Annotated in this window: 20 protein-coding genes; 13 read left to right on the forward strand and 7 right to left on the reverse strand. The window is 64.2% G+C overall.

The genetic code is table 11. The features are described 5' to 3' along the window. Positions 1–7: 7 nt before the first annotated feature. Both AB7535_RS02745 and AB7535_RS02750 read left to right on the forward strand, forming a co-directional pair. Positions 8–418 (forward strand): acyl-CoA thioesterase, encoded by a 411-nt coding sequence (locus tag AB7535_RS02745; protein ID WP_085398536.1) that lies wholly within the window; start codon positions 8–10, stop codon positions 416–418. A gap of 220 nt (positions 419–638) precedes the next feature. After that, on the forward strand, positions 639–830 hold the full coding sequence (locus AB7535_RS02750; RefSeq protein ID WP_028134810.1) for a hypothetical protein: 192 nt from the start codon (positions 639–641) through the stop codon (positions 828–830). A 317-nt stretch (positions 831–1,147) separates the two neighbouring features. Here the strand turns inward: AB7535_RS02750 and AB7535_RS02755 are convergent, their stop codons facing one another. Continuing rightward, entirely contained in the window at positions 1,148–1,543 is a 396-nt protein-coding gene (locus AB7535_RS02755; RefSeq protein WP_094183814.1) for a nuclear transport factor 2 family protein, read from the reverse strand. 406 nt (positions 1,544–1,949) lie between these two features. After that, entirely contained in the window at positions 1,950–2,417 is a 468-nt protein-coding gene (locus AB7535_RS02760) for a nuclear transport factor 2 family protein (protein WP_085398540.1), read from the reverse strand. Positions 2,418–2,571: 154 nt separating this feature from the next. On the opposite strand from AB7535_RS02760, the gene AB7535_RS02765 reads away from it, so the two are divergent. Continuing rightward, on the forward strand, positions 2,572–3,270 hold the full coding sequence (locus tag AB7535_RS02765) for an HAD family hydrolase (protein WP_085398535.1): 699 nt from the start codon (positions 2,572–2,574) through the stop codon (positions 3,268–3,270). A 91-nt stretch (positions 3,271–3,361) separates the two neighbouring features. After that, positions 3,362–4,210 (forward strand): DeoR/GlpR family DNA-binding transcription regulator, encoded by an 849-nt coding sequence (locus AB7535_RS02770; RefSeq protein WP_063985191.1) that lies wholly within the window; start codon positions 3,362–3,364, stop codon positions 4,208–4,210. Between the two features lie 4 nt (positions 4,211–4,214). Here the strand turns inward: AB7535_RS02770 and AB7535_RS02775 are convergent, their stop codons facing one another. Then, the gene (locus AB7535_RS02775) at positions 4,215–4,640 is read right to left on the reverse strand and encodes a type II toxin-antitoxin system VapC family toxin (protein WP_085398534.1); all 426 of its coding nucleotides are present in this window, start codon (positions 4,638–4,640) and stop codon (positions 4,215–4,217) included. Beyond that, on the reverse strand, positions 4,637–4,918 hold the full coding sequence (locus AB7535_RS02780) for a type II toxin-antitoxin system Phd/YefM family antitoxin (protein ID WP_028148610.1): 282 nt from the start codon (positions 4,916–4,918) through the stop codon (positions 4,637–4,639). The genes AB7535_RS02775 and AB7535_RS02780 overlap by 4 nt, the downstream gene beginning before the upstream one ends. A 229-nt stretch (positions 4,919–5,147) precedes the next feature. Here AB7535_RS02780 and glpD point away from each other — a divergent pair, with 229 nt between their 5' ends. The 7 genes from glpD (at position 5,148) to AB7535_RS02815 (ending at position 12,864) form a co-directional block, all read left to right on the forward strand. Further along, positions 5,148–6,698 carry a glycerol-3-phosphate dehydrogenase gene (gene glpD, locus AB7535_RS02785; protein ID WP_085398533.1) on the forward strand — a complete coding sequence of 517 codons (1,551 nt, stop codon included), beginning with the start codon at positions 5,148–5,150 and terminating at the stop codon, positions 6,696–6,698. After that, entirely contained in the window at positions 6,695–7,771 is a 1,077-nt protein-coding gene (locus AB7535_RS02790; protein ID WP_085398532.1) for an ABC transporter ATP-binding protein, read from the forward strand. The genes glpD and AB7535_RS02790 overlap by 4 nt, the downstream gene beginning before the upstream one ends. Positions 7,772–7,785: 14 nt before the next feature. Beyond that, the gene (locus AB7535_RS02795) at positions 7,786–8,871 is read left to right on the forward strand and encodes an ABC transporter ATP-binding protein (RefSeq protein ID WP_085398531.1); all 1,086 of its coding nucleotides are present in this window, start codon (positions 7,786–7,788) and stop codon (positions 8,869–8,871) included. Further along, complete coding sequence (locus AB7535_RS02800) at positions 8,871–9,845, forward strand: carbohydrate ABC transporter permease (protein ID WP_085398530.1); 975 nt, start codon at positions 8,871–8,873, stop codon at positions 9,843–9,845. The genes AB7535_RS02795 and AB7535_RS02800 overlap by 1 nt, the downstream gene beginning before the upstream one ends. Beyond that, complete coding sequence (locus AB7535_RS02805) at positions 9,845–10,651, forward strand: carbohydrate ABC transporter permease (protein ID WP_085398529.1); 807 nt, start codon at positions 9,845–9,847, stop codon at positions 10,649–10,651. Before AB7535_RS02800 ends, AB7535_RS02805 begins: the two co-directional genes overlap by 1 nt. A 10-nt stretch (positions 10,652–10,661) precedes the next feature. Next, complete coding sequence (locus AB7535_RS02810) at positions 10,662–10,991, forward strand: DUF2160 domain-containing protein (RefSeq protein ID WP_085398528.1); 330 nt, start codon at positions 10,662–10,664, stop codon at positions 10,989–10,991. 130 nt (positions 10,992–11,121) lie between these two features. Then, positions 11,122–12,864 carry an ABC transporter substrate-binding protein gene (locus AB7535_RS02815; protein WP_247314660.1) on the forward strand — a complete coding sequence of 581 codons (1,743 nt, stop codon included), beginning with the start codon at positions 11,122–11,124 and terminating at the stop codon, positions 12,862–12,864. Positions 12,865–13,087: 223 nt separating this feature from the next. On the opposite strand, the gene AB7535_RS02820 is transcribed toward AB7535_RS02815, so the two are convergent. The 3 genes from AB7535_RS02820 to AB7535_RS02830 all read right to left on the reverse strand — a co-directional run bounded on the left by AB7535_RS02820 (position 13,088) and on the right by AB7535_RS02830 (position 16,274). Further along, a complete protein-coding gene (locus AB7535_RS02820) occupies positions 13,088–14,188 on the reverse strand; it encodes an alkene reductase (protein WP_354080076.1) in 1,101 nt (366 codons plus the stop codon). 173 nt (positions 14,189–14,361) lie between these two features. Further along, the gene (locus tag AB7535_RS02825) at positions 14,362–14,865 is read right to left on the reverse strand and encodes a DUF1993 domain-containing protein (RefSeq protein WP_063985181.1); all 504 of its coding nucleotides are present in this window, start codon (positions 14,863–14,865) and stop codon (positions 14,362–14,364) included. Positions 14,866–14,972: 107 nt separating this feature from the next. Next, complete coding sequence (locus AB7535_RS02830; protein ID WP_085398223.1) at positions 14,973–16,274, reverse strand: lytic murein transglycosylase; 1,302 nt, start codon at positions 16,272–16,274, stop codon at positions 14,973–14,975. A 334-nt stretch (positions 16,275–16,608) separates the two neighbouring features. Between AB7535_RS02830 and htpX the strand changes: the two genes are divergently transcribed. Together htpX and AB7535_RS02840 are read left to right on the forward strand one after the other, a co-directional pair. After that, positions 16,609–17,565: a zinc metalloprotease HtpX gene (gene htpX, locus AB7535_RS02835; protein ID WP_085398222.1), complete on the forward strand. Its 957-nt coding sequence runs from the start codon at positions 16,609–16,611 to the stop codon at positions 17,563–17,565. Positions 17,566–17,714: 149 nt separating this feature from the next. Continuing rightward, on the forward strand, positions 17,715–18,356 hold the full coding sequence (locus tag AB7535_RS02840) for a tetratricopeptide repeat protein (protein ID WP_028158277.1): 642 nt from the start codon (positions 17,715–17,717) through the stop codon (positions 18,354–18,356). The last annotated feature ends 154 nt before the right edge of the window (positions 18,357–18,510 follow it).

The following is an 18,510-nucleotide window of genomic DNA, read 5'->3' on the forward strand; positions in this document are numbered from 1 at the left end:
GACCGACATGACCGAAACGTCCGACACCGAGCCGCGCGGCGATCTCTGCATTCGCACGCTGGCAATGCCCGCCGACACCAACGCCAACGGCGACATCTTCGGCGGTTGGCTGCTCAGCCAGATGGATGTCGGCGGCGGCGTGTTCGCATCAAAGCTCGCGCGGTCGCGTACGGTCACCGTGGCGATCGAGGCGATGAATTTTCGCAAAGCGGTCTATGTCGGCGATCTCGTTTCGGTCTACGCCAATCTCGTCCGCGTGGGCCGCACCTCGATGACCGTGCATCTCGAAGCCTGGGCGCTGCGGCGCAGGGAGCTCCAGCCGATCCTCGTCACCGACGGTCATTTCACCTACGTCTCGATCGATGATGACGGCCGTCCGCAAGCGATCCAGCGCAACGATCCGCCGATCGCGACGTAATCGCGCGCGACGCTCTGCCCTATCTCACGCAAACTTGCGGCACGCCAAACGCGGCGCGACTGAGTCACCGCGTCGCGGCTTCGCCAAGAACAAGTCATAAAACGGATGAGGTCCCGGCGTACTCAATTGCGTGTCGATTCGGGGTGGAAACGGCCTCAAATGCTCAGGAACCTTTGGGCAGGATTGCCGTTATTTGCCCGCACTGAGGAATCTACGGACCATGCCGGACAGCTACATTATTGAAGTCGACTCGCAAACCGCAGGTATCGTCGTTCGTTCTCAGGGAGGCTATTGTTTCTTCGCCTCGTCGCACCGCTTCAATCGCCTTGAAGGCCAGCTCTTCCGCAACGCACGCGAAGCCGAGCGTGCCGCGCGCAAGCTGGTTAACGGCGATGTGAAGGAAGCGGCGTAGGCGCCTTCCGCTGGTGATTTCTGACGCGCAAAGCGTGGTCGGAATTTTTTGCAGCCCTTGATGCCGCTGCCTTTTCCTTCTCCCTTCATGTCCGCCGAAGCCTTGGCGAAGGCGGATGTGGGAGAAAGTGGCGCGAAGCGCCGGATGAGGGGTTGTTTCCGCGAATTCAATCGTGAGAGGGTCGCCCGCGAGGGCAACCCCTCATCCGTCTCGCCGCTGTCGCCATAGCCGATGCAAAGCATCGGCGTTCTCAAGAACGGCGGCCGAAGGCCGCCTATGCCACCCTCTCCCACAGGGGGAGGGGGTAAGAGCGTCGATCACAACTTCGTCGCGGAGCGTGACAACAGCTTCCAATCGTCGCCCTGCTTCAGCCAGTTCATCAGGATATGAAGGCTGTTTGCCACTTTCTGTCCGCCGGTCATCATCTCGGCCAGCCAATGGAAGCGCACGATCGCGACGGGGCCGACGATCTTGATGGTCGGGTCCTTGTACGTAATCGACAGGAACTCCGTCTTGCCGTCGGTGGCGTTGGCGATAAAGGCCGCCTTATCCTCGAGGAAGCCGCTGGAATGGCTGTAGCTCAGATCGTCCGCGCACAGCGCGCGGAGGGCCTTCGGATCGGCCGCGATCTGGGCGAGGCGAAATGCCTCGACGTTTCTTGCCACCGCCTCGTGGTCCGTCGTGGCAGCATGGTCGCGATTCAGTGTCATCATATCCTCCGTCCTTGATCTTGCGCCCACTGTTGCAGCCGCACTTGATTGTGTCGAGCGCCAGGTCGCAATCGTCGTCGCAATACGCTGCATTGCGCCAGGCGGCGCGATTTCTGACGCGCAAAGCGTGGTCGGAATTTTTTGCAGCCCTTGATACCGCTGCCTTTTCCTTCTCCCCTCATGTCCGCCGAAGCCTTGGCGAAGGCGGATGTGGGAGAAGGTGCATAGGCCGCCTTCGGCGGCCTATGCTAAGAGAACGCCGAAGCAAAGCTTCGGCTATAGCGTCGGATGAGGGGAGCCTGAATCTGCGAATTCAATTGTGAGAGGTCTGCTCGCGGAGGGACTCACCCGTCTCGCCGCTACGCCGCGAGCCACCCTCTCCCACAGGGGGAGAGGGAAAGAATCGCAATCACAACTTCGTCGCAGCCCGCGACAGCAGCTTCCAATCGTCGCCCTGCTTCTGCCAGTTCATCAGGATGTGAAGATTGGTCGACACTTTTTTCCCATCGGCCGCCATCTCCTGTTCCCCCATCCAGTGGAAGCGCACGATCGCGGCGGGGCCGACGACCTTGATGGTCGGGTCCTTGTACTCGATCGACAGGAATTTTGATTTGCCGTCGGTGGCGTTGGTGACGAAGGTCGCCTTGTCCTCGACCTTGCCGTTGGAATGGCTGTAGCTCACCTCGTCGGCGCAGAGCGCGCCGAGCGCCTTGGGATCGGCCGCGATCTGGGCAAGGCGGAAGGCCTCGACCTTTTTCGCCACGGCTTCCTCATCCGCCGCGGCCGCCAACGCCGGTGCTGTGAGAGCAAGCGCGGAGACGGCAAGGGTTGAGACGGCAAGAGTCGAGAGAGCCAGATCGCGTCGGTTGATCGTCATCGTTTCCTCCTTTTTGGTCTTGCGCGGAGTGTTGCAGTCGCGCGCGACTTTGTCGAGTGTCGCGTGGCGGTCATGTCGATGCGTCATTGCGCGATCAGGGCTGCATTGATACGTGTTTCGCATTGATGCATCGTGCATTCGGGAAAGTACGGAAATGATCGAGGCCAAAGGGCAGGCGCGGGGGCAAGTGACGGGCAGGGCGCTGCTGTTCGACATCGACGGCACGCTGGCCAACACCGACCCGCTGCACCTCAAGGCGTTCAACCAGGTGCTTGGGCCGCTGGGCCATGTGTTCGATCACGCGCGCTTTTCGAGGGAGCTGCAAGGCTTCGCCAATGCGTCGATCGGCGAGCGCTTTCTGCCCGACGAAACCGTGGAACGGCGCGCCGTGATCCTCGGAGAGAAGGAGGTCGTCTTCCGCACACTTGTCGCCGGACAGATCGAGCCGCTTCCGGGTCTGATGGCGCTGCTCGACCGCGCGGATGCCGCCGGCATTCCCATGGTCGCCGTGACCAACGCGCCGCGTCTGAATGCCGAGCTGTTGCTCTCCGGTCTCGGCATCACGCACCGCTTCAGGGCGCTTGTGATCGGCGACGAGCTGCCGCACGGCAAGCCGCACCCGCTGCCCTATCAGGAGGGGCTGCGTTTCGTCGGCGGCAGCGCGACGGCTTCGATCGCGTTCGAGGATTCCCGCTCCGGCGTGCAGTCGGCGACGGCCGCCGGCATTCCGACCATCGGCATCCGGACGAGCCTCAGCCATGCCGACCTTGTTGGCGCCGGCGCGGTTGCCTCCGCCAGCGCGTTCGACGATCCGGAACTGCTCGCGCGTCTCGCCGCCGCGATGGCATGGTGAGAGGCTTTGTCCGTTAACCGTGATCGCTGAGCGCATTGACCGAACGTGCGAACCGCCGCACCATGCGCTTTCCTGATTTGAGGCCATCGCCGTGACCGGATTGACCCATCGCCAAGCCGAAATCCTCAACATCGCGCGCGCCTCGGGGCGCGTCATGGTCGAGGAGCTCGCGCGCCGGTTCGAGGTCTCGGCGCAGACGATCCGCAAGGATCTCAACGATCTCTGCGAGCGCCGCTCGCTGACCCGTATCCACGGCGGCGCCATCATCGCCTCCGGCGTCGAAAACCTCGCCTACGAGGCGAGGCGGTTCGTCGCCGCCGACGAAAAGAAGGCGATCGGTGCCGCGGCCGCCTCGCTGATCCCGAACGGCTGCTCGCTCTTCATCAATATCGGCACCACGACCGAGGAGGTGGCGAGCGCGTTGACCTCGCACGAGGACCTCCTCGTCATCACCAACAATCTCAACGTCGCGATGCTGCTCTATCGCCATCCCCGCATCGAGGTGGTGGTCGCCGGCGGCACGGTGCGGCGCGCCGACGGTGCCGTGGTCGGCTCGACCGCGACGCAGCTCATCGGCCAGTTCAAGGTCGACTACGCCATCATCGGGGCGTCCGCGATCGACGAGGAGGGCGCGCTGCTCGACTTCGACTATCGCGAGGTGCAGGTGGCGCAAGCCATCATCGCCAATGCCCGCAGCGTCATGCTGGTTGCCGACTCCACCAAGCTGCGCCGCAGCGCGCCGGTGCGCATCGCCCATATCACCCAGATCCAGACCTTCGTGACTGACCAGGAACTGCCCGAGCGCCTCGCCACCATCTGCCACAGCAAGGGCATCGAGGTGATGGCGGCAATGCCGAAGGATGCGGCGGATATCGATGATGCGCAGGCCGAAGCGCAGGATGCCGCGCCCGAAGCCGCGCCGGTGGTCCGGCTGAGATAGCGGCTTAGGCGTCGCTCCATGGGTCGAGCAGCGGAACGCCGAAGGCCGCAAAATCTTTCACATTGCGTGTGACGAGCGTGAGATCGTTGGCGAGCGCGGTGGCCGCAAAGAAGCCGTCCATCACGGACAACGCAACGCCATTGCGACGGCTCTGCGCCATCAGGTCGCCCCAGCGCTCGGCGACCACGTGGTCGATCGGCAGGATGCGCTGCGCGAACCGAGCCGGCAGGTCGTGGGCGAGCCAAGCGGCCAGCGCGGCGCGCCGACGGCCATCATCCAGCAGGGCGATACCGCGGCGAAGCTCGGCGATCGAGGCAGCGCTGATGAACGCGCGATCCTCATCGACCGTATCGAGCCATGCCAAGACTTTCGCGGAAGGCGCCGGCCGCTGAACCTCCGACAGCACGTTGGTGTCGAGGAGCAGGTTCACGGCATCTCGTCGCGCGGTTCGTCCTGCACCCGTTCAAGTTCGAGGTCGGCACCGCGCAGCGGCGAAGCTAGCAGGAATTCAGCTAGCGTGCCTTTGCGTGCCGTCTTTCGCGCCCATTCATCCGCGGAAACGACCACCGCATTGGGCCTGCCGTGTCGGGTGATGATCTGGGGGCCAGTTTGGGCGCGATCGACCACCTCGGACAGGCGTGCCTTGGCATTGGCGAGCGTCCACGTGTCAGTCGGGGGCGAATCGGGGGCGGTGCTGCGGTCTGTCATGCCGAATATAACTAATGTGACTATTATGACTATATTGGCTCTACGTGACTATTCAAGATCGTATTGCGGTTTCGATTGGCGTCCGAACTGCCCATTTCCACGGCTGATTGCCCACCAGAAAGTTCCTCTTTCACTTCCTTTCGCCTCTCTTTCATCTTGCTTTCGCTTTTCGGTGTGATCTAATCAAAAACGAAAGTAGTCGCTCGAAGGAACGAGCGGTCGCCGGGGGATGCGTCTATTGGAGCGTATTTTCGACCTCGCCATTATCGGAGGCGGTGTTAACGGCTGCGGCATCGCGCGCGACGCGGTGGGCCGGGGCAACACGGTTTTCCTGTGCGAAATGAACGATCTGGCGAGCGGGACCTCGTCCTGGTCGACCAAGCTGGTGCATGGCGGCCTGCGCTATCTCGAATATTACGAGTTTCGCCTGGTCCGCGAGGCGCTGATCGAGCGCGAGATCCTTTGGGGCATCGCGCCCCATATCATCCGTCCCCTGCGTTTCGTTTTGCCGCATCACGCCGGCCTGCGTCCGGCCTGGCTGCTGCGCCTCGGCCTCTTCCTCTATGACCATATCGGCGGCCGTCATCTATTGCCGGCGACGCGTTCGGTCGATCTCAGGCGAGACGAGGTTGGCCGTCCGCTGATCCCGAACCGCTACAGCCGCGCGTTCGAATATTCCGACTGCTTCGTCGACGACGCCCGTCTCGTCGTGCTCAACGCGCGCGATGCCGCGGACAAGGGCGCCGAGATCCGCACCCGCACCCGCGCGACGGATATCAAGCAGTCCGGCGGCATCTGGACCGTCAGCATGGTCAACACGCTGACCGGCGAGCGTTCGCAGGTCCAGGCCCGCGCGGTGGTCAATGCCGGCGGCCCCTGGGTCGAGGATGTGCTCGGCCGCGGCGCCGGCGTGAACGCGAAAGCCAAGGTGCGCCTGGTGCAGGGCTCGCACATCGTGGTCAAAAAGCTCTACGACCACGACCGCGCCTACATGTTCCAGAACGCGGACGGCCGCATCATCTTCGTGATTCCGTACCAGGACGATTTCACGCTGATCGGCACCACCGATCGCGATTATGACGGCGATCCCGCCAAGGTGAAGGCGACGCCCGAAGAGATCGAGTACCTTTGCGCCGCCGCGAGCGAGTATCTTGCCAAGCCGGTGACTTCAGCTGACGTGGTCTGGACCTATTCCGGCGTGCGACCGCTTTATGACGACGGCGCCAGCGAAGCCAAGGCCGCGACGCGCGATTACGTGTTCGAGCTCGACACACCCGGCGGCGTGCCGCTGCTCTCGATCTATGGCGGCAAGATTACGACCTACCGCCGGCTCGCCGAAGAGGCGCTGGAACGGCTCGCACCCTATCTTCGCAGTGCGAAAGCGCGCGAAGGCTGGACCGGCAAATGGCCGCTGCCCGGCGGCGACATGGGCGTGTCCGACGTCGACGGCCTGATCGCCGAACTCCAGCGCGGCTATCCCTTCCTCAGCCATGAGCATGCGCGGCGCCTCGCGCGCGCCTATGGTACCCGCGCCATCAAGCTGCTTGGCGATGCCAAGTCGGCCGCCGATCTCGGCCAGGCCTTCGGCGCGACACTGACCGAACGCGAGGTCCGCTACCTCATGGCCAATGAATGGGCGGTCACGGCGGAAGACATCGTCTGGCGCCGCTCCAAACTTGGCCTGCGACTATCTGCCGACGAGGTTGCCGCATTGAACGACTGGATTGCAACCCACGCTGTGCCGCAAAGTCCCCTGCTGGAAGCGGGAGGACGCCCATGACCGTGACGCTCGATCATGTGACCCGGACCGTCGAGGGGATACCGCACATCCGCGACGTCTCGCTGACGCTCGAGAGCGGCACGCTCAACGTGCTGCTGGGGCCGACGCTGTCAGGCAAGACCTCGATCATGCGGCTGCTCGCCGGCCTCGACAAGCCGACGACGGGCAAGGTGCTGGTCAACGGCAAGGACGTCACCGGCGTCGACGTGCGCAAGCGTTCGGTCGCGATGGTCTATCAGCAGTTCATCAACTACCCCTCGCTCACGGTCTACGAGAACATCGCTTCACCCTTGCGCGTGCAGGGCAAGCCGCGCGAAGAGATCGAGAAGCGCGTGGCGGAAGCCGCGCGGCTGCTCCGGCTCGAGCCGTTCCTGAAACGCACGCCGCTCCAGCTCTCCGGCGGCCAGCAGCAGCGCACCGCGATGGCGCGCGCGCTGGTGAAGGGCGCCGATCTCGTGCTGCTCGACGAACCGCTCGCCAATCTCGACTACAAGCTGCGCGAGGAGCTTCGTACCGAGCTGCCGCGCATCTTCGAGGCGTCCGGCGCGATCTTCGTCTATGCCACGACCGAGCCGACCGAAGCGCTGCTGCTTGGCGGCAACACGGTCTGCATGTGGGAGGGGCAGGCGCTCCAGATCGGCGAGACGCCGAACGTCTACCGCCGTCCGCAGACGCTGCGTGTCGCCCAGGTGTTCTCCGATCCGCCGCTCAACCTCGTCGGCATCGAGAAGAAGAACGGCTCTGTGCAATATGCGGGCGGCATCGCCGCGCCGGCCTCCGGTCTCTATTCATCGCTCGCCGACGGCGCCTATCGCGTCGGCTTCCGCGCCCATCAGCTCGCCCTCGCCAACGGCGAGACCGACCGCCACGCCTTCCATGCCACGGTGACGGTGACCGAGATCACCGGTTCGGAGAGTTTCGTGCACCTGACCCGCGACGGATCGAACTGGGTGGCAGTGCTGCACGGCGTGCACGAGTTCGAGCCTGGCCAGACCATCGATGCCGTGCTCGATCCCAATGATGTCTTCGTCTTCGACGCGGCCGACCGTCTGGTCGCCGCGCCGAGCTCGTAAGGGGGAGATGCGACATGGCCCGCATTGACCTCGTCGATCTCGCCCACTCTTACGGCGGCAATGATGCGCCGCAGGAAAGCTTTGCGCTGAAGCCGGTGACCATGACCTGGCGGCAGGGCGGTGCTTACGCGCTGCTCGGCCCGTCCGGCTGCGGCAAGACCACGCTGCTCAACGTCATCTCCGGCATCATCACGCCGTCGCGGGGGAAAATCCTGTTCGACGGCCAGGACATCACACCGCTGTCAACCCAGAAGCGCAACATCGCCCAGGTGTTCCAGTTTCCGGTGATCTACGACACCATGACGGTGGGGCAGAACCTGGCGTTTCCGCTGAAGAACCGCGGCGTGCCAAAGGCCGAGATCGACAAGCGCGTCGCCGAGATCGGCCGCCTGCTCGACCTTGAGCCCTATCTCAATCGCAAGGCGACGCGCCTCACGGCGGATGCCAAGCAAAAGATCTCGCTCGGCCGCGGCCTGGTCCGCTCCGACGTCGCCGCCGTGCTGTTCGACGAGCCGCTGACCGTGATCGATCCCGAGCTGAAATGGCAGCTCCGTTCCAAGCTGAAGGCGCTGCATCGCGAGCTCGACCTGACGATGATCTACGTCACCCACGACCAGACCGAGGCGTTGACCTTCGCCGACACCGTCGTCGTCATGCATGACGGCCGCGTGGTGCAGAGCGGCACGCCCGCCGAGCTGTTCGACAAGCCGGCGCACACGTTCGTGGGCTATTTCATCGGCTCGCCCGGCATGAACATCCTGCCGGCCGAGGTGAAGGGTCGCGAGGCGCGCATCGGCGGCAATGTCATCGCGCTCAACCGCAGCTATGACAACCTGCCTGCCGGCGCCAAGATCGAGATCGGCGTGCGTCCGGAGTTCGTCGATGCCGTCGCGCCCGCACCCGGATTGCTCAGTGCGAAGATCGACCGCATCGACGACCTCGGCCGCATCCGCTTCGCACGCGTCCGCATCGGCGAGGCCAAGATCGCGGCGCGCGCGCCGGCGGGCTTCACCAGCGCGGACGGTACCGCCGGGCTGAAATTCGATCCGGCGCACGTCCACGTCTATGCCGACAGCCTTCTGGTGGAGGGAGCCGCCTGATGGACAAGACCGTCAACCAAAAAGCCTGGTTCCTGGTGCTGCCGGTGTTCCTGGTCGTGGCCTTCTCGGCGGTGCTGCCGCTGATGACGGTCGTGAACTATTCGATGCAGGACACCTTCGGCAACAACCAGTTCTTCTGGAACGGCGTCGGCTGGTTCAAGGAGCTGCTCGATCCCTCGACCGATCTCGGCGGCCGATTCCTCGCCTCGCTCGGTCGCAATCTGTTCTTCTCGATGGTGATCCTCGCGATCGAGGTGCCGCTCGGCATTGTCGTCGCGCTGTCGATGCCGCGTCAGGGCTGGACGGTGGCGGCCTGCCTCGTCATCCTCGCGCTGCCGCTGCTGATTCCGTGGAACGTGGTCGGCACGATCTGGCAGATCTTCGGCCGGCCCGACATCGGTCTGATGGGCTATGTGCTCAATGCGATCGGCATCGACTACAACTACGTCTCCAACGCCGTCGATGCCTGGGTTACCGTCATCGTGATGGACGTCTGGCACTGGACCAGCCTGGTCGCGCTGCTGTGCTACGCCGGCCTGAAGTCGATCCCCGAGGCCTATTACCAGGCAGCTCAGATCGACGGCGCCTCGCGCTGGGCCGTGTTCAAGGCGATCCAGCTGCCGAAGATGAACCGCGTGCTCCTGATTGCCGTGCTGCTGCGCTTCATGGACTCGTTCATGATCTACACCGAGCCGTTCGTGGTGACGGGTGGCGGACCCGGCAACTCGACGACCTTCGTGTCGATCGAACTCGTCAAGATTGCGCTCGGCCAGTTCGACCTCGGCAAGGCCGCGGCGCTCTCGCTGGTCTATAATCTGATCATCCTGATCGTCTGCTGGATCTTCTATACCGTCATGACCAATGCCGGCGCCGAACGCAAAGTCCAGGCCGAGACCGAGCCGGCGACGGAGCCCAAGCCTTCGGCCGTGCTCAAGCCCGTGACTGCACTCAAGCCAAAGGAAGGAGTGGCCTGATGCACTCAATTCCCGGCCGCCGCGTCATCATGGCGCTGTTTCTGATCTTCCTGTTGTTGCCGATCTACTGGCTCGTCAACATGAGCTTCAAGACCAACGCAGAAATCGTCTCGACGATGACGCTGTGGCCGCATTCCCCGACGCTGCAGCATTACAAGCGCATCTTCACCGACGAGAGCTGGTACTCCGGCTACATCAACTCGCTCAAATACGTTGTCCTCAACACCATCATCTCGATCTCGGTGGCGCTGCCCGCGGCCTACGCGTTCTCGCGCTACCGCTTCCTCGGCGACAAGCACCTGTTCTTTTGGCTGCTGTCGAACCGCATGGCCCCGGCGGCAGTCTATGCGCTGCCGTTCTTCAACCTCTATTCGGCGATCGGCCTGTTCGATACGCCGTGGGCGGTCGCGCTCGCGCATTGCATCTTCAACGTTCCGCTGGCGGTGTGGATCCTCGAAGGCTTCGTCTCCGGCGTGCCGCGCGAGATCGACGAGACCGCCTTCCTCGACGGCTATTCTTTTCCGCGCTTCTTCATCAGGATCCTGGTGCCGCTGATCGCGAGCGGCATCGGCGTCGCCGCCTTCTTCTGCTTCATGTTTTCCTGGGTCGAGCTCCTGCTCGCGCGGACGCTGACCTCGGTGCAGGCAAAACCGATCGCGGCGATCATGACGCGTACGGTGTCGGCTGCGGGCATGGACTGGGGCCTGCTGGCCGCGGCCGGCGTGCTTACCATCATCCCGGGCGCCCTCGTGATCTGGTTCGTCCGCAATTACATCGCGAGCGGTTTCGCGCTCGGTCGGGTCTAGGGAGGCATCGATGGAATCTATTGCATGGATGGCCTGGACGCTGCCGACCGCGATCTTCTTCGTGGCGCTCGCCTGCACCCTCGCGGTCATGACGTACCTCGCCGCGGTCAATCCGGAAGCCGAGCGCGTCGGCGTGCTCAGCATTCCGACGACGCGGGGCGACCGCCTCTTCATCTCCCTGATCACGGCGGCCGTCATCCACCTTCTGTGGATTGCCTTCGCCGGCACCGATACACTCGCCACCCTGCCGATCGGCGAGGAAGGTTTTGAGATTTCGAGCCTCTGGCTCGCAAGTGGAATTTCGCTGGCCACGGCCGTGCTCATTTTTCGCACGGTCTGAAGCTCGCGAAGGGACGGCCAGATCCGGGGGCAACCCGGGCCTGTATAAAATTTTGTCGCTGCAACGGAGGAACAACATGCGACAGTTTAGGAGAAGGAAAGGTCCATTGACCAAGAATAGCTTTCTGACCATGTCCAGCGCCGCCGCCATCGTTGCGGTGTCGTTCGCCGTCTCGGCGCCGGTCCGCGCCGCCGACGACGCCGCGATCCAGAAGTGGATTGCGGAATTCCAGCCCTCGACGCTGTCGAAGGACGAGCAGAAGAAGGAGCTGGAGTGGTTCGCCAAGGCCGCCGAGCCCTTCAAGGGCATGGAGATCAACGTCGTCTCCGAGACCATCGCGACCCACGAATACGAGTCGCAGACGCTGGCAAAGGCGTTCTCCGAGCTCACCGGCATCAAGCTCAAGCACGACATCATCCAGGAAGGTGACGTCGTCGAGAAGCTGCAGACCCAGATGCAGTCCGGCAAGAACGTCTATGACGGCTGGATCAACGATTCCGATCTGATCGGCACGCACTTCCGCTACGGCCAGACCATCGCACTGTCGGACTACATGACCGGCGAGGGCAAGGACGTCACCGATCCCCAGCTCGACGTCAACGACTTCATCGGCAAGTCGTTCGGCACCGCGCCGGACGGCAAGCTCTATCAGCTGCCCGACCAGCAGTTCGCGAACCTCTATTGGTTCCGCTACGACTGGTTCACCAACCCGGACTACAAAGCCAAGTTCAAGGCCAAGTATGGCTACGAGCTCGGCGTGCCCGTGAACTGGTCCGCTTATGAAGACATCGCCGAGTTCTTCACGAACGACATCAAGGAGATCAACGGCGTCAAGGTCTACGGCCATATGGACTATGGCAAGAAGGACCCGTCGCTCGGATGGCGTTTCACCGACGCCTGGCTGTCGATGGCCGGCAACGGTGACAAGGGCATTCCGAACGGTCTGCCGGTCGACGAATGGGGCATCCGCATGGAAGGCTGCCGTCCGGTCGGCTCCTCGGTCGATCGCGGTGGCGACACCAACGGTCCGGCCGCGGTCTACTCGATCACGAAGTATCTGGAGTGGATGAAGAAGTATGCCCCGCCGCAGGCTCAGGGCATGACCTTCTCCGAATCCGGTCCCGTGCCGGCGCAGGGCAACATCGCCCAGCAGATGTTCTGGTACACCGCCTTCACCGCCGACATGGTGAAGCCCGGCATCGCCGTGATGAACGCGGACGGTACGCCGAAGTGGCGTATGGCTCCGTCGCCGCACGGCTCGTACTGGAAGGAAGGCATGAAGCTCGGCTACCAGGACGCCGGCTCGCTCACGCTGTTGAAGTCGACCCCGGCTGACCGCCGCAAGGCGGCCTGGCTCTATCTCCAGTTCATCGTCTCCAAGACGGTGTCGCTGAAGAAGAGCCATGTCGGTCTCACCTTCATTCGTGAATCCGACATCTGGGACAAGTCGTTCACCGAGCGTGCGCCGAAGCTCGGCGGCCTGATCGAGTTCTACCGCTCGCCCGCGCGCGTGCAGTGGACCCCGACCGGCAACAACGTGCCTGACTATCCGAAGCTCGCGCAGCTCTGGTGGCAGAACATCGGCGATGCGTCGTCCGGTGCGAAGACGCCGCAAGCTGCGATGGATGCACTCGCGGCCGCTCAGGACTCCGTCATGGAGCGCCTCGAGAAGTCCGGCGTGCAGGGCGCCTGCGGTCCGAAGCTGCACAAGAAGGAGACCGCCGAGTTCTGGTACGCCAAGGCCCAGAAGGACGGCACCATCGCGCCGCAGCGCAAGCTCGCCAACGAGAAGCCGAAGGGTGAGACGGTCGACTACGACACGCTGATCAAGTCGTGGCCGGCATCCCCGCCCAAGCGCGCGGAAGCGAAGTAAGCGGCACGTAGCGTCATCAAACACGAAAGGCCGGGAGCGATCCCGGCCTTTTTTCTGGCGGATGTCGAGAATGGCGATTGTGCCGACTACACACTCGCTGTCATCGCCCGACTTGATCGGGCGATCCAGTATTCCAGAAACGGTCGTGATTGAACCGAAGAGCCGCGGCGTACTGGATGCCCCGCCTTCGCGGGGCATGACAGCGTCATGTGTGGAGAGGAAATTACTCCGCCGGCTCGGTCGCGAGCGTCGGATAATCCGTGTAGCCCTTCGCGCCGCCGCCGTAGAACGTGTTCTTGTCCCAATCGTTCAGCGCCGCGCCCGTCTTCAGCCGCTCGACGAGGTCGGGGTTGGAGATGAACGGCTTGCCGAAGGCGATGAGATCGGCAGCGTTCGCGTCCAGCACCTTGGTGGCGAGGTCGAAGTCGTAGCCGTTGTTGGCGATGTAGGCGCCGGTGAAGCGCTTGCGCAGGCCCGCATAGTCGAACGGGGCGATGTCGCGTGGGCCGCCGGTGGCGCCTTCGACCACGTGCAGATAGACGAGCTTGAGTGCGTTGAGGCCGTCGACGATGTGATCGAACAAGGCCTGCGGATTGGAGTCGGAGAGGTCGTTGGCCGGCGTCACCGGCGAGATGCGGATGCCGGTGCGGTCGGCGCCGGCCTCGGCGGCAACGGCCTTGGAGACCTCGAGCATCAGCCGCACGCGGTTTTCGATGGAGCCGCCGTAAGCATCGGTGCGCTTGTTGGCGCCGTCCCTCGCGAACTGGTCGAGCAGATAGCCGTTGGCGCCGTGGATCTCGACGCCGTCGAAACCGGCCTCGATCGCATTCTTCGTGGCGCGCTTGAAGTCGTCGATGATACCGGGAATTTCAGACAGCTCGAGCGCGCGGGGCTCGGAGACGTCGGCGAAGGTGCCGTTGACGAAGGTCTTGCCCTTGGCGCGGATCGCGCTCGGCGCCACCGGGGCTGCGCCATTGGCCTGGAGATCGACATGCGAGATGCGGCCGACATGCCAGAGCTGGATGAAGATCTTGCCGCCGCGCTCATGCACGCGGTCGGTGACCTTGCGCCAGCCGGCGACCTGGTCCTTGCTGTAGATACCGGGCGTGTCCTGGTAGCCCTGGCCCTGCTGTGAGATCTGGCTCGCTTCGGTGACCAGGAGACCCGCGGAGGCGCGCTGGCCGTAATAATCGGCGGCAAGCGGGCTCGGCACGAACGTGCCGGGCGCGGCACGGTTGCGCGTCAGCGGCGCCATCACGAGGCGGTTGGCCAGCGTGATCGGGCCGAGCTTGTAGGTCTCTAGCAATTTGGTCGGACGGCTCATGGGAATGCTTCCAGGCGGTGACAGATCACGAACACTTGTGCATCGCGACATCAGGCGCAAGGGAGGAGCCATACGGAAAGTGCAGGCGAGCTACGCGGCCTGGTCCGCGTAGCATGATTCATGTGCAATCCCGGCCATGACAGCGGATTTGCGCTGCCACGGCCCGCGATCTCTCAGTTCGCGCCGAGGAAATCGCGCTTGCCGATCTCGACGCCGTTGTGACGCATGATGCCGTGAGCGGTGGTGGCGTGGAAATAGAAGTTCGGCAGCGAGACCCCGCTGAAGAACTGCTGGCCCTTGAGCGTCATGGTCCGGTCCGGGCCCGCCGGGAAGGTCACGTCCTTGGTGTCGGCGCCTTCGAACTGCTCCGGCTTGTACGATTTCACGTAGTCGATCGTCTTGGCGAGCCGCTGCTTCAGCTCCTCAAACGTCTTTTCCGTGTCGGGCATCGAAGGCACCTCGCTATGGGTCAGCCTGGCGCAGCCCTTGGCGGCGAAATCGCTGGCGAGCTGGATCTGCTTCGACAGCGGCAGCATGTCCGGGAAGAGGCGCGAGCCGAGCAGGACGCCCGGGTCGATCTTTTTGGCCGCGCAATGCGCCTCGGCTTTCGTGAGCAGACCGGTCAGGCTGTTCAGCATTTGCAAGTACGCGGGGACGACGGCGTCGTGAAAGGACATGTGATGCTCGCTTGTGAATGGGAGATCTCAGGAGAAACCTGAGCCACTCACATGGGAGCATCACGGAAAATTACAATCGCGAGAGCGGCTTGTGCGGTGCGAAAATTCTACCGGATCATCCCCGCCGGCTGCGCCTGGGCCGTACCGCCGCGCATCCGCGCGAGCAGCTCGGCGGTCGGCCAGGAATCGGCGGGCAGGCCGTATTTGATCTGCATCGCCTTCACGGCGGCACGGCTCTGCTGGCCCAGCACGCCGTCGACCTTGCCGACGTTGAAGCCGGCCTGGACCAGGAGCTGCTGCAATTGCTTGAGCTCGTTGAACGGCAGTTGCGCGACCGGTTGGGCCGGCTTGCGCATCGGAGCCGCGCCCGCGATGCGCGTGGCGAGATAACCCGCGGTGGTCGAATAGATCAGCGAATTATTCCACTCGGTGTAGGCCGCGAAATTCGCATACGCCATGAAGGCAGGTCCGTTGCGCCCCATCGGCAGCAGCACGGACGAAGCGAGATTGTCGTTCGGCAGCGGACGGCCGTCGGGATAGGTGACCCCCAACTGCGCCCATTTCGAGCGCGGCTGCTGCACCGTGAGGTCGGTCTGATCCCAGGGCAGGTTTTGCGGCACCTTGATCTCTTCGAGCCACGGCTCGCCGCGCCGCCACTTCAATCCGTTGGCGATGTAGTTCGCGGTCGAGCCGATCACGTCGTCCTCGCTGCGCAAGAGATCGCGCCGTCCGTCGCCGTCATAGTCGACGGCGTAGTTGACGTAATGCACGGGCAGGAATTGCGTCTGCCCGAGCTCGCCGGCCCAGGAGCCGACCATCTCGTCGGGTGTGAGATCACCACGGTCGATGATCTTCAGCGCGGCGATGGTCTCGTTCACGAACATCTCCGAGCGCCGGCAGTCATAGGCCAGCGACACCAGCGATTTCAGCGTCGGCAGATTGCCCATGTTGACGCCGAAATCGCTCTCGAGGCCCCAGAACGCAGCGATCACCGCCGGCGGCACGCCGTATTCCTTTTCGGCGCGCGCGAACGCAGCCGCGTGGCTCTTGATGTGCTGCTGGCCGTTCTGCATGCGATAGGGCGCGGCCATGCGGCCGGCAAATTCGGTGAAGAGCTGGCCGAACACGCGCTGGCCGCGGTCGCGATTGACGATGCCCTGGTCGTAGACGAGGTAGGGCGAGGCTTCCGATATCGTCCGCTGCGACACGCCGGCGGTAACGGCCTGCTTTTTCACGTCGGCCAGGAAGCGATCGAAGCTCGCGCCATTGTGGCACGAAGCCGCGCGCGGCGACGGGGTTGCGGCTTTGGGCGCGATGGGCTTGGCGGGTGGTGGCGCGAACTGGGCGGAGGCGGGGAGGGCGAAGGCGAGCAGAGCGGCGGCCGCGATCGCAAATCGGGTCTGGAGCATGAGCTTTCCGGCGGGGAGAAGGGCGCGTGTGGAATCTTGCTAAAGCTTAAGTGAATTGAGCGCCTCAAACCATCCCTTCGTCATGGCCGGGCTTGTCCCAGCCATCCACGCCTTTCGGGGCTTGTGTAGAGGAAGAACGTGGATGCCCGGGCCTTCGCCGCGCCGAAGCGGCTTCGGCCGCGCAGGCGGGACAAGCCCGGGCATGACGGAAATGCAATGTTGGGCATAGCCGCGGCCCCGCGACGCACCTTGAAACCTTGCACCCGGGCCGGGGTCATCCCTACCTGAATGGCGCCGGCCAGAGGTTTGCCCGCGGCCGCCCTGGGAGACGGCCATGAACTATCTTCGTACCGCAATGCTGCTCGCCGGCCTCACCGCCCTGTTCATGGGCGTCGGCTATCTGATCGGCGGCGCCGCCGGCGCCATGATCGCGCTCGTCATTGCCGCCGCGACCAATCTCTTCACCTACTGGAACTCCGACCGCATGGTGCTCCGCATGTACGGCGCCCATGAGGTCGACCGCGCCAGCGCGCCGGAGCTGGTCGGGCTCGTCGCCGAGCTTGCGGGCCGCGCCTCGCTGCCGATGCCGCGTGTGTTCGTGATGGACGAGGCGCAGCCCAACGCGTTCGCGACCGGGCGCAACCCGCAGAATGCCGCGGTCGCCGTCACCACCGGCCTTGTGCATCAGCTCAGCCGCGAGGAACTTGCCGGCGTGATCGCGCACGAGCTCGCGCATATCAAGCATCACGACACGCTGCTGATGACTGTTACCGCGACCATTGCCGGCGCGATCTCGATGCTGGCGCAGTTCGGCATGTTCTTCGGCGGCCATCGCGACAACAACGGCCCCGGCATCGTCGGCTCGATCCTGATGATGATCCTCGCCCCGATCGGCGCCATGCTGGTGCAGATGGCGATCAGCCGCACCCGCGAATATGCCGCGGACAATCTCGGCGCGCGCATTGCGGGCCAGCCGATGTGGCTGGCGTCGGCGCTGCTGAAGATCGAAGGCGCCGCGCACCAGGTCCCGAACTACGATGCCGAGAGAAACCCCGCGACCGCGCACATGTTCATCATCAACCCGCTGTCGGGCCATGGTGTGGACAATCTGTTCGCCACCCATCCTTCGACGCAGAACCGTATCGCGGCGCTCCAGCAGCTCGCGGCCGAGCTCGGCGCGCAGGCATCTCCGTCGGTCGGCGCCAACGAAAACTATCCGCCGCGGAGCCCGTGGGGGCAGTCGTCCTCACGCGGCCCTTCACCCGGTCCTTCCCGTGGCCCTTGGGGCTGATGCGGAACCGGCCGGAATCGCGCCCGGCTTTGTGACCGGCTTTTGTGACCTGGCGCACACAGGATGGTCCCGGCCGGTGTTAACACCATGGCGAGACTGTTCCTTCGAAAGGGGATGCGTGGCCGGTCCTCTGCCTGCCACGGTCGAAGATGACCAAAGCTGCGGTACCATTGTTGATCGTCCTGGGCGTGCTCATTGGCCTGTCCACGCACACGGTCGTCAATTGCGGGGACGAGGACGAGCCCGACATCTGCTCGGCGGTGATCGGATTCTCGCCGCTGCGGGGATCGCTGATCGCGTTCGCCTATGAAGGGCGCGGACGGATCGCGTTGCGCCACGGCGACTGGCGGCGGGCGATCGCGGATTTCGACGAGGCCATCCACCTCAATCCCAACCGCGCCTCGCTGTATCGCGACCGGGCGCAGGCGCGCCGGCAGAACGGCGACCTGGAGCTTGCCATCGAGGATTACGACGAGGCGATCGCGCATGATCCCAGGCACGCCGCGCCCTATCACCAACGCGGTCTCGCGCTCGCCGCCACCGGCGATCTCGATCGCGCCATCCTGAGCTACAACACGGCGGTCCGTCTCGACCCGTCGGATGCGCAGGCCCGCCTCGACCGTGGCCTCGCATTCCTCGCCCGCGGCCAGGCCGACGACGCCCGCGCCGATTTCGAAGCTGCTCTCGCGCTGCCGGCCGGCAAGGACGGCCGCACTCGCGACGCGGCCCGCGCCAAGCTCGCCGAGCTCGCGAGCGCCGAGCCGAACCAGGCCCCCGCGCCGAGGCGGTGAGATATCTAGAGCCGCATTCGCCGCTGCAACCCTCTCCCCTTGCGGGAGAGGGTGGCTCGCCGCGATAGCGGCGAGACGGGTGAGGGGTATCTCTCCACGATTGATCCTCTCGCAGACGAGTACGCGGCTAGAACCCCTCATCCGGCGCCATAGC

This window comes from Bradyrhizobium sp. 956_D2_N1_4 (assembly GCF_052076025.1).
Classification (GTDB): domain Bacteria; phylum Pseudomonadota; class Alphaproteobacteria; order Rhizobiales; family Xanthobacteraceae; genus Bradyrhizobium; species Bradyrhizobium barranii.

Bases quoted from the DNA above. Each gene is read 5' to 3' on its own strand.
- AB7535_RS02800 (WP_085398530.1), top strand. From the start codon at position 8,871: ATGGACAAGACCGTCAACCAAAAAGCCTGGTTCCTGGTGCTGCCGGTG.
- AB7535_RS02795 (WP_085398531.1), top strand. From the start codon at position 7,786: ATGGCCCGCATTGACCTCGTCGATCTCGCCCACTCTTACGGCGGCAAT.
- AB7535_RS02765 (WP_085398535.1), top strand. From the start codon at position 2,572: ATGATCGAGGCCAAAGGGCAGGCGCGGGGGCAAGTGACGGGCAGGGCG.
- AB7535_RS02760 (WP_085398540.1), bottom strand. From the start codon at position 2,417: ATGACGATCAACCGACGCGATCTGGCTCTCTCGACTCTTGCCGTCTCA.
- AB7535_RS02840 (WP_028158277.1), top strand. From the start codon at position 17,715: ATGACCAAAGCTGCGGTACCATTGTTGATCGTCCTGGGCGTGCTCATT.
- AB7535_RS02810 (WP_085398528.1), top strand. From the start codon at position 10,662: ATGGAATCTATTGCATGGATGGCCTGGACGCTGCCGACCGCGATCTTC.
- AB7535_RS02805 (WP_085398529.1), top strand. From the start codon at position 9,845: ATGCACTCAATTCCCGGCCGCCGCGTCATCATGGCGCTGTTTCTGATC.
- htpX (WP_085398222.1), top strand. From the start codon at position 16,609: ATGAACTATCTTCGTACCGCAATGCTGCTCGCCGGCCTCACCGCCCTG.
- AB7535_RS02815 (WP_247314660.1), top strand. From the start codon at position 11,122: ATGTCCAGCGCCGCCGCCATCGTTGCGGTGTCGTTCGCCGTCTCGGCG.
- AB7535_RS02820 (WP_354080076.1), bottom strand. From the start codon at position 14,188: ATGAGCCGTCCGACCAAATTGCTAGAGACCTACAAGCTCGGCCCGATC.
- AB7535_RS02750 (WP_028134810.1), top strand. From the start codon at position 639: ATGCCGGACAGCTACATTATTGAAGTCGACTCGCAAACCGCAGGTATC.
- AB7535_RS02745 (WP_085398536.1), top strand. From the start codon at position 8: ATGACCGAAACGTCCGACACCGAGCCGCGCGGCGATCTCTGCATTCGC.
- glpD (WP_085398533.1), top strand. From the start codon at position 5,148: ATGCGTCTATTGGAGCGTATTTTCGACCTCGCCATTATCGGAGGCGGT.
- AB7535_RS02755 (WP_094183814.1), bottom strand. From the start codon at position 1,543: ATGATGACACTGAATCGCGACCATGCTGCCACGACGGACCACGAGGCG.
- AB7535_RS02790 (WP_085398532.1), top strand. From the start codon at position 6,695: ATGACCGTGACGCTCGATCATGTGACCCGGACCGTCGAGGGGATACCG.
- AB7535_RS02825 (WP_063985181.1), bottom strand. From the start codon at position 14,865: ATGTCCTTTCACGACGCCGTCGTCCCCGCGTACTTGCAAATGCTGAAC.
- AB7535_RS02830 (WP_085398223.1), bottom strand. From the start codon at position 16,274: ATGCTCCAGACCCGATTTGCGATCGCGGCCGCCGCTCTGCTCGCCTTC.
- AB7535_RS02780 (WP_028148610.1), bottom strand. From the start codon at position 4,918: ATGACAGACCGCAGCACCGCCCCCGATTCGCCCCCGACTGACACGTGG.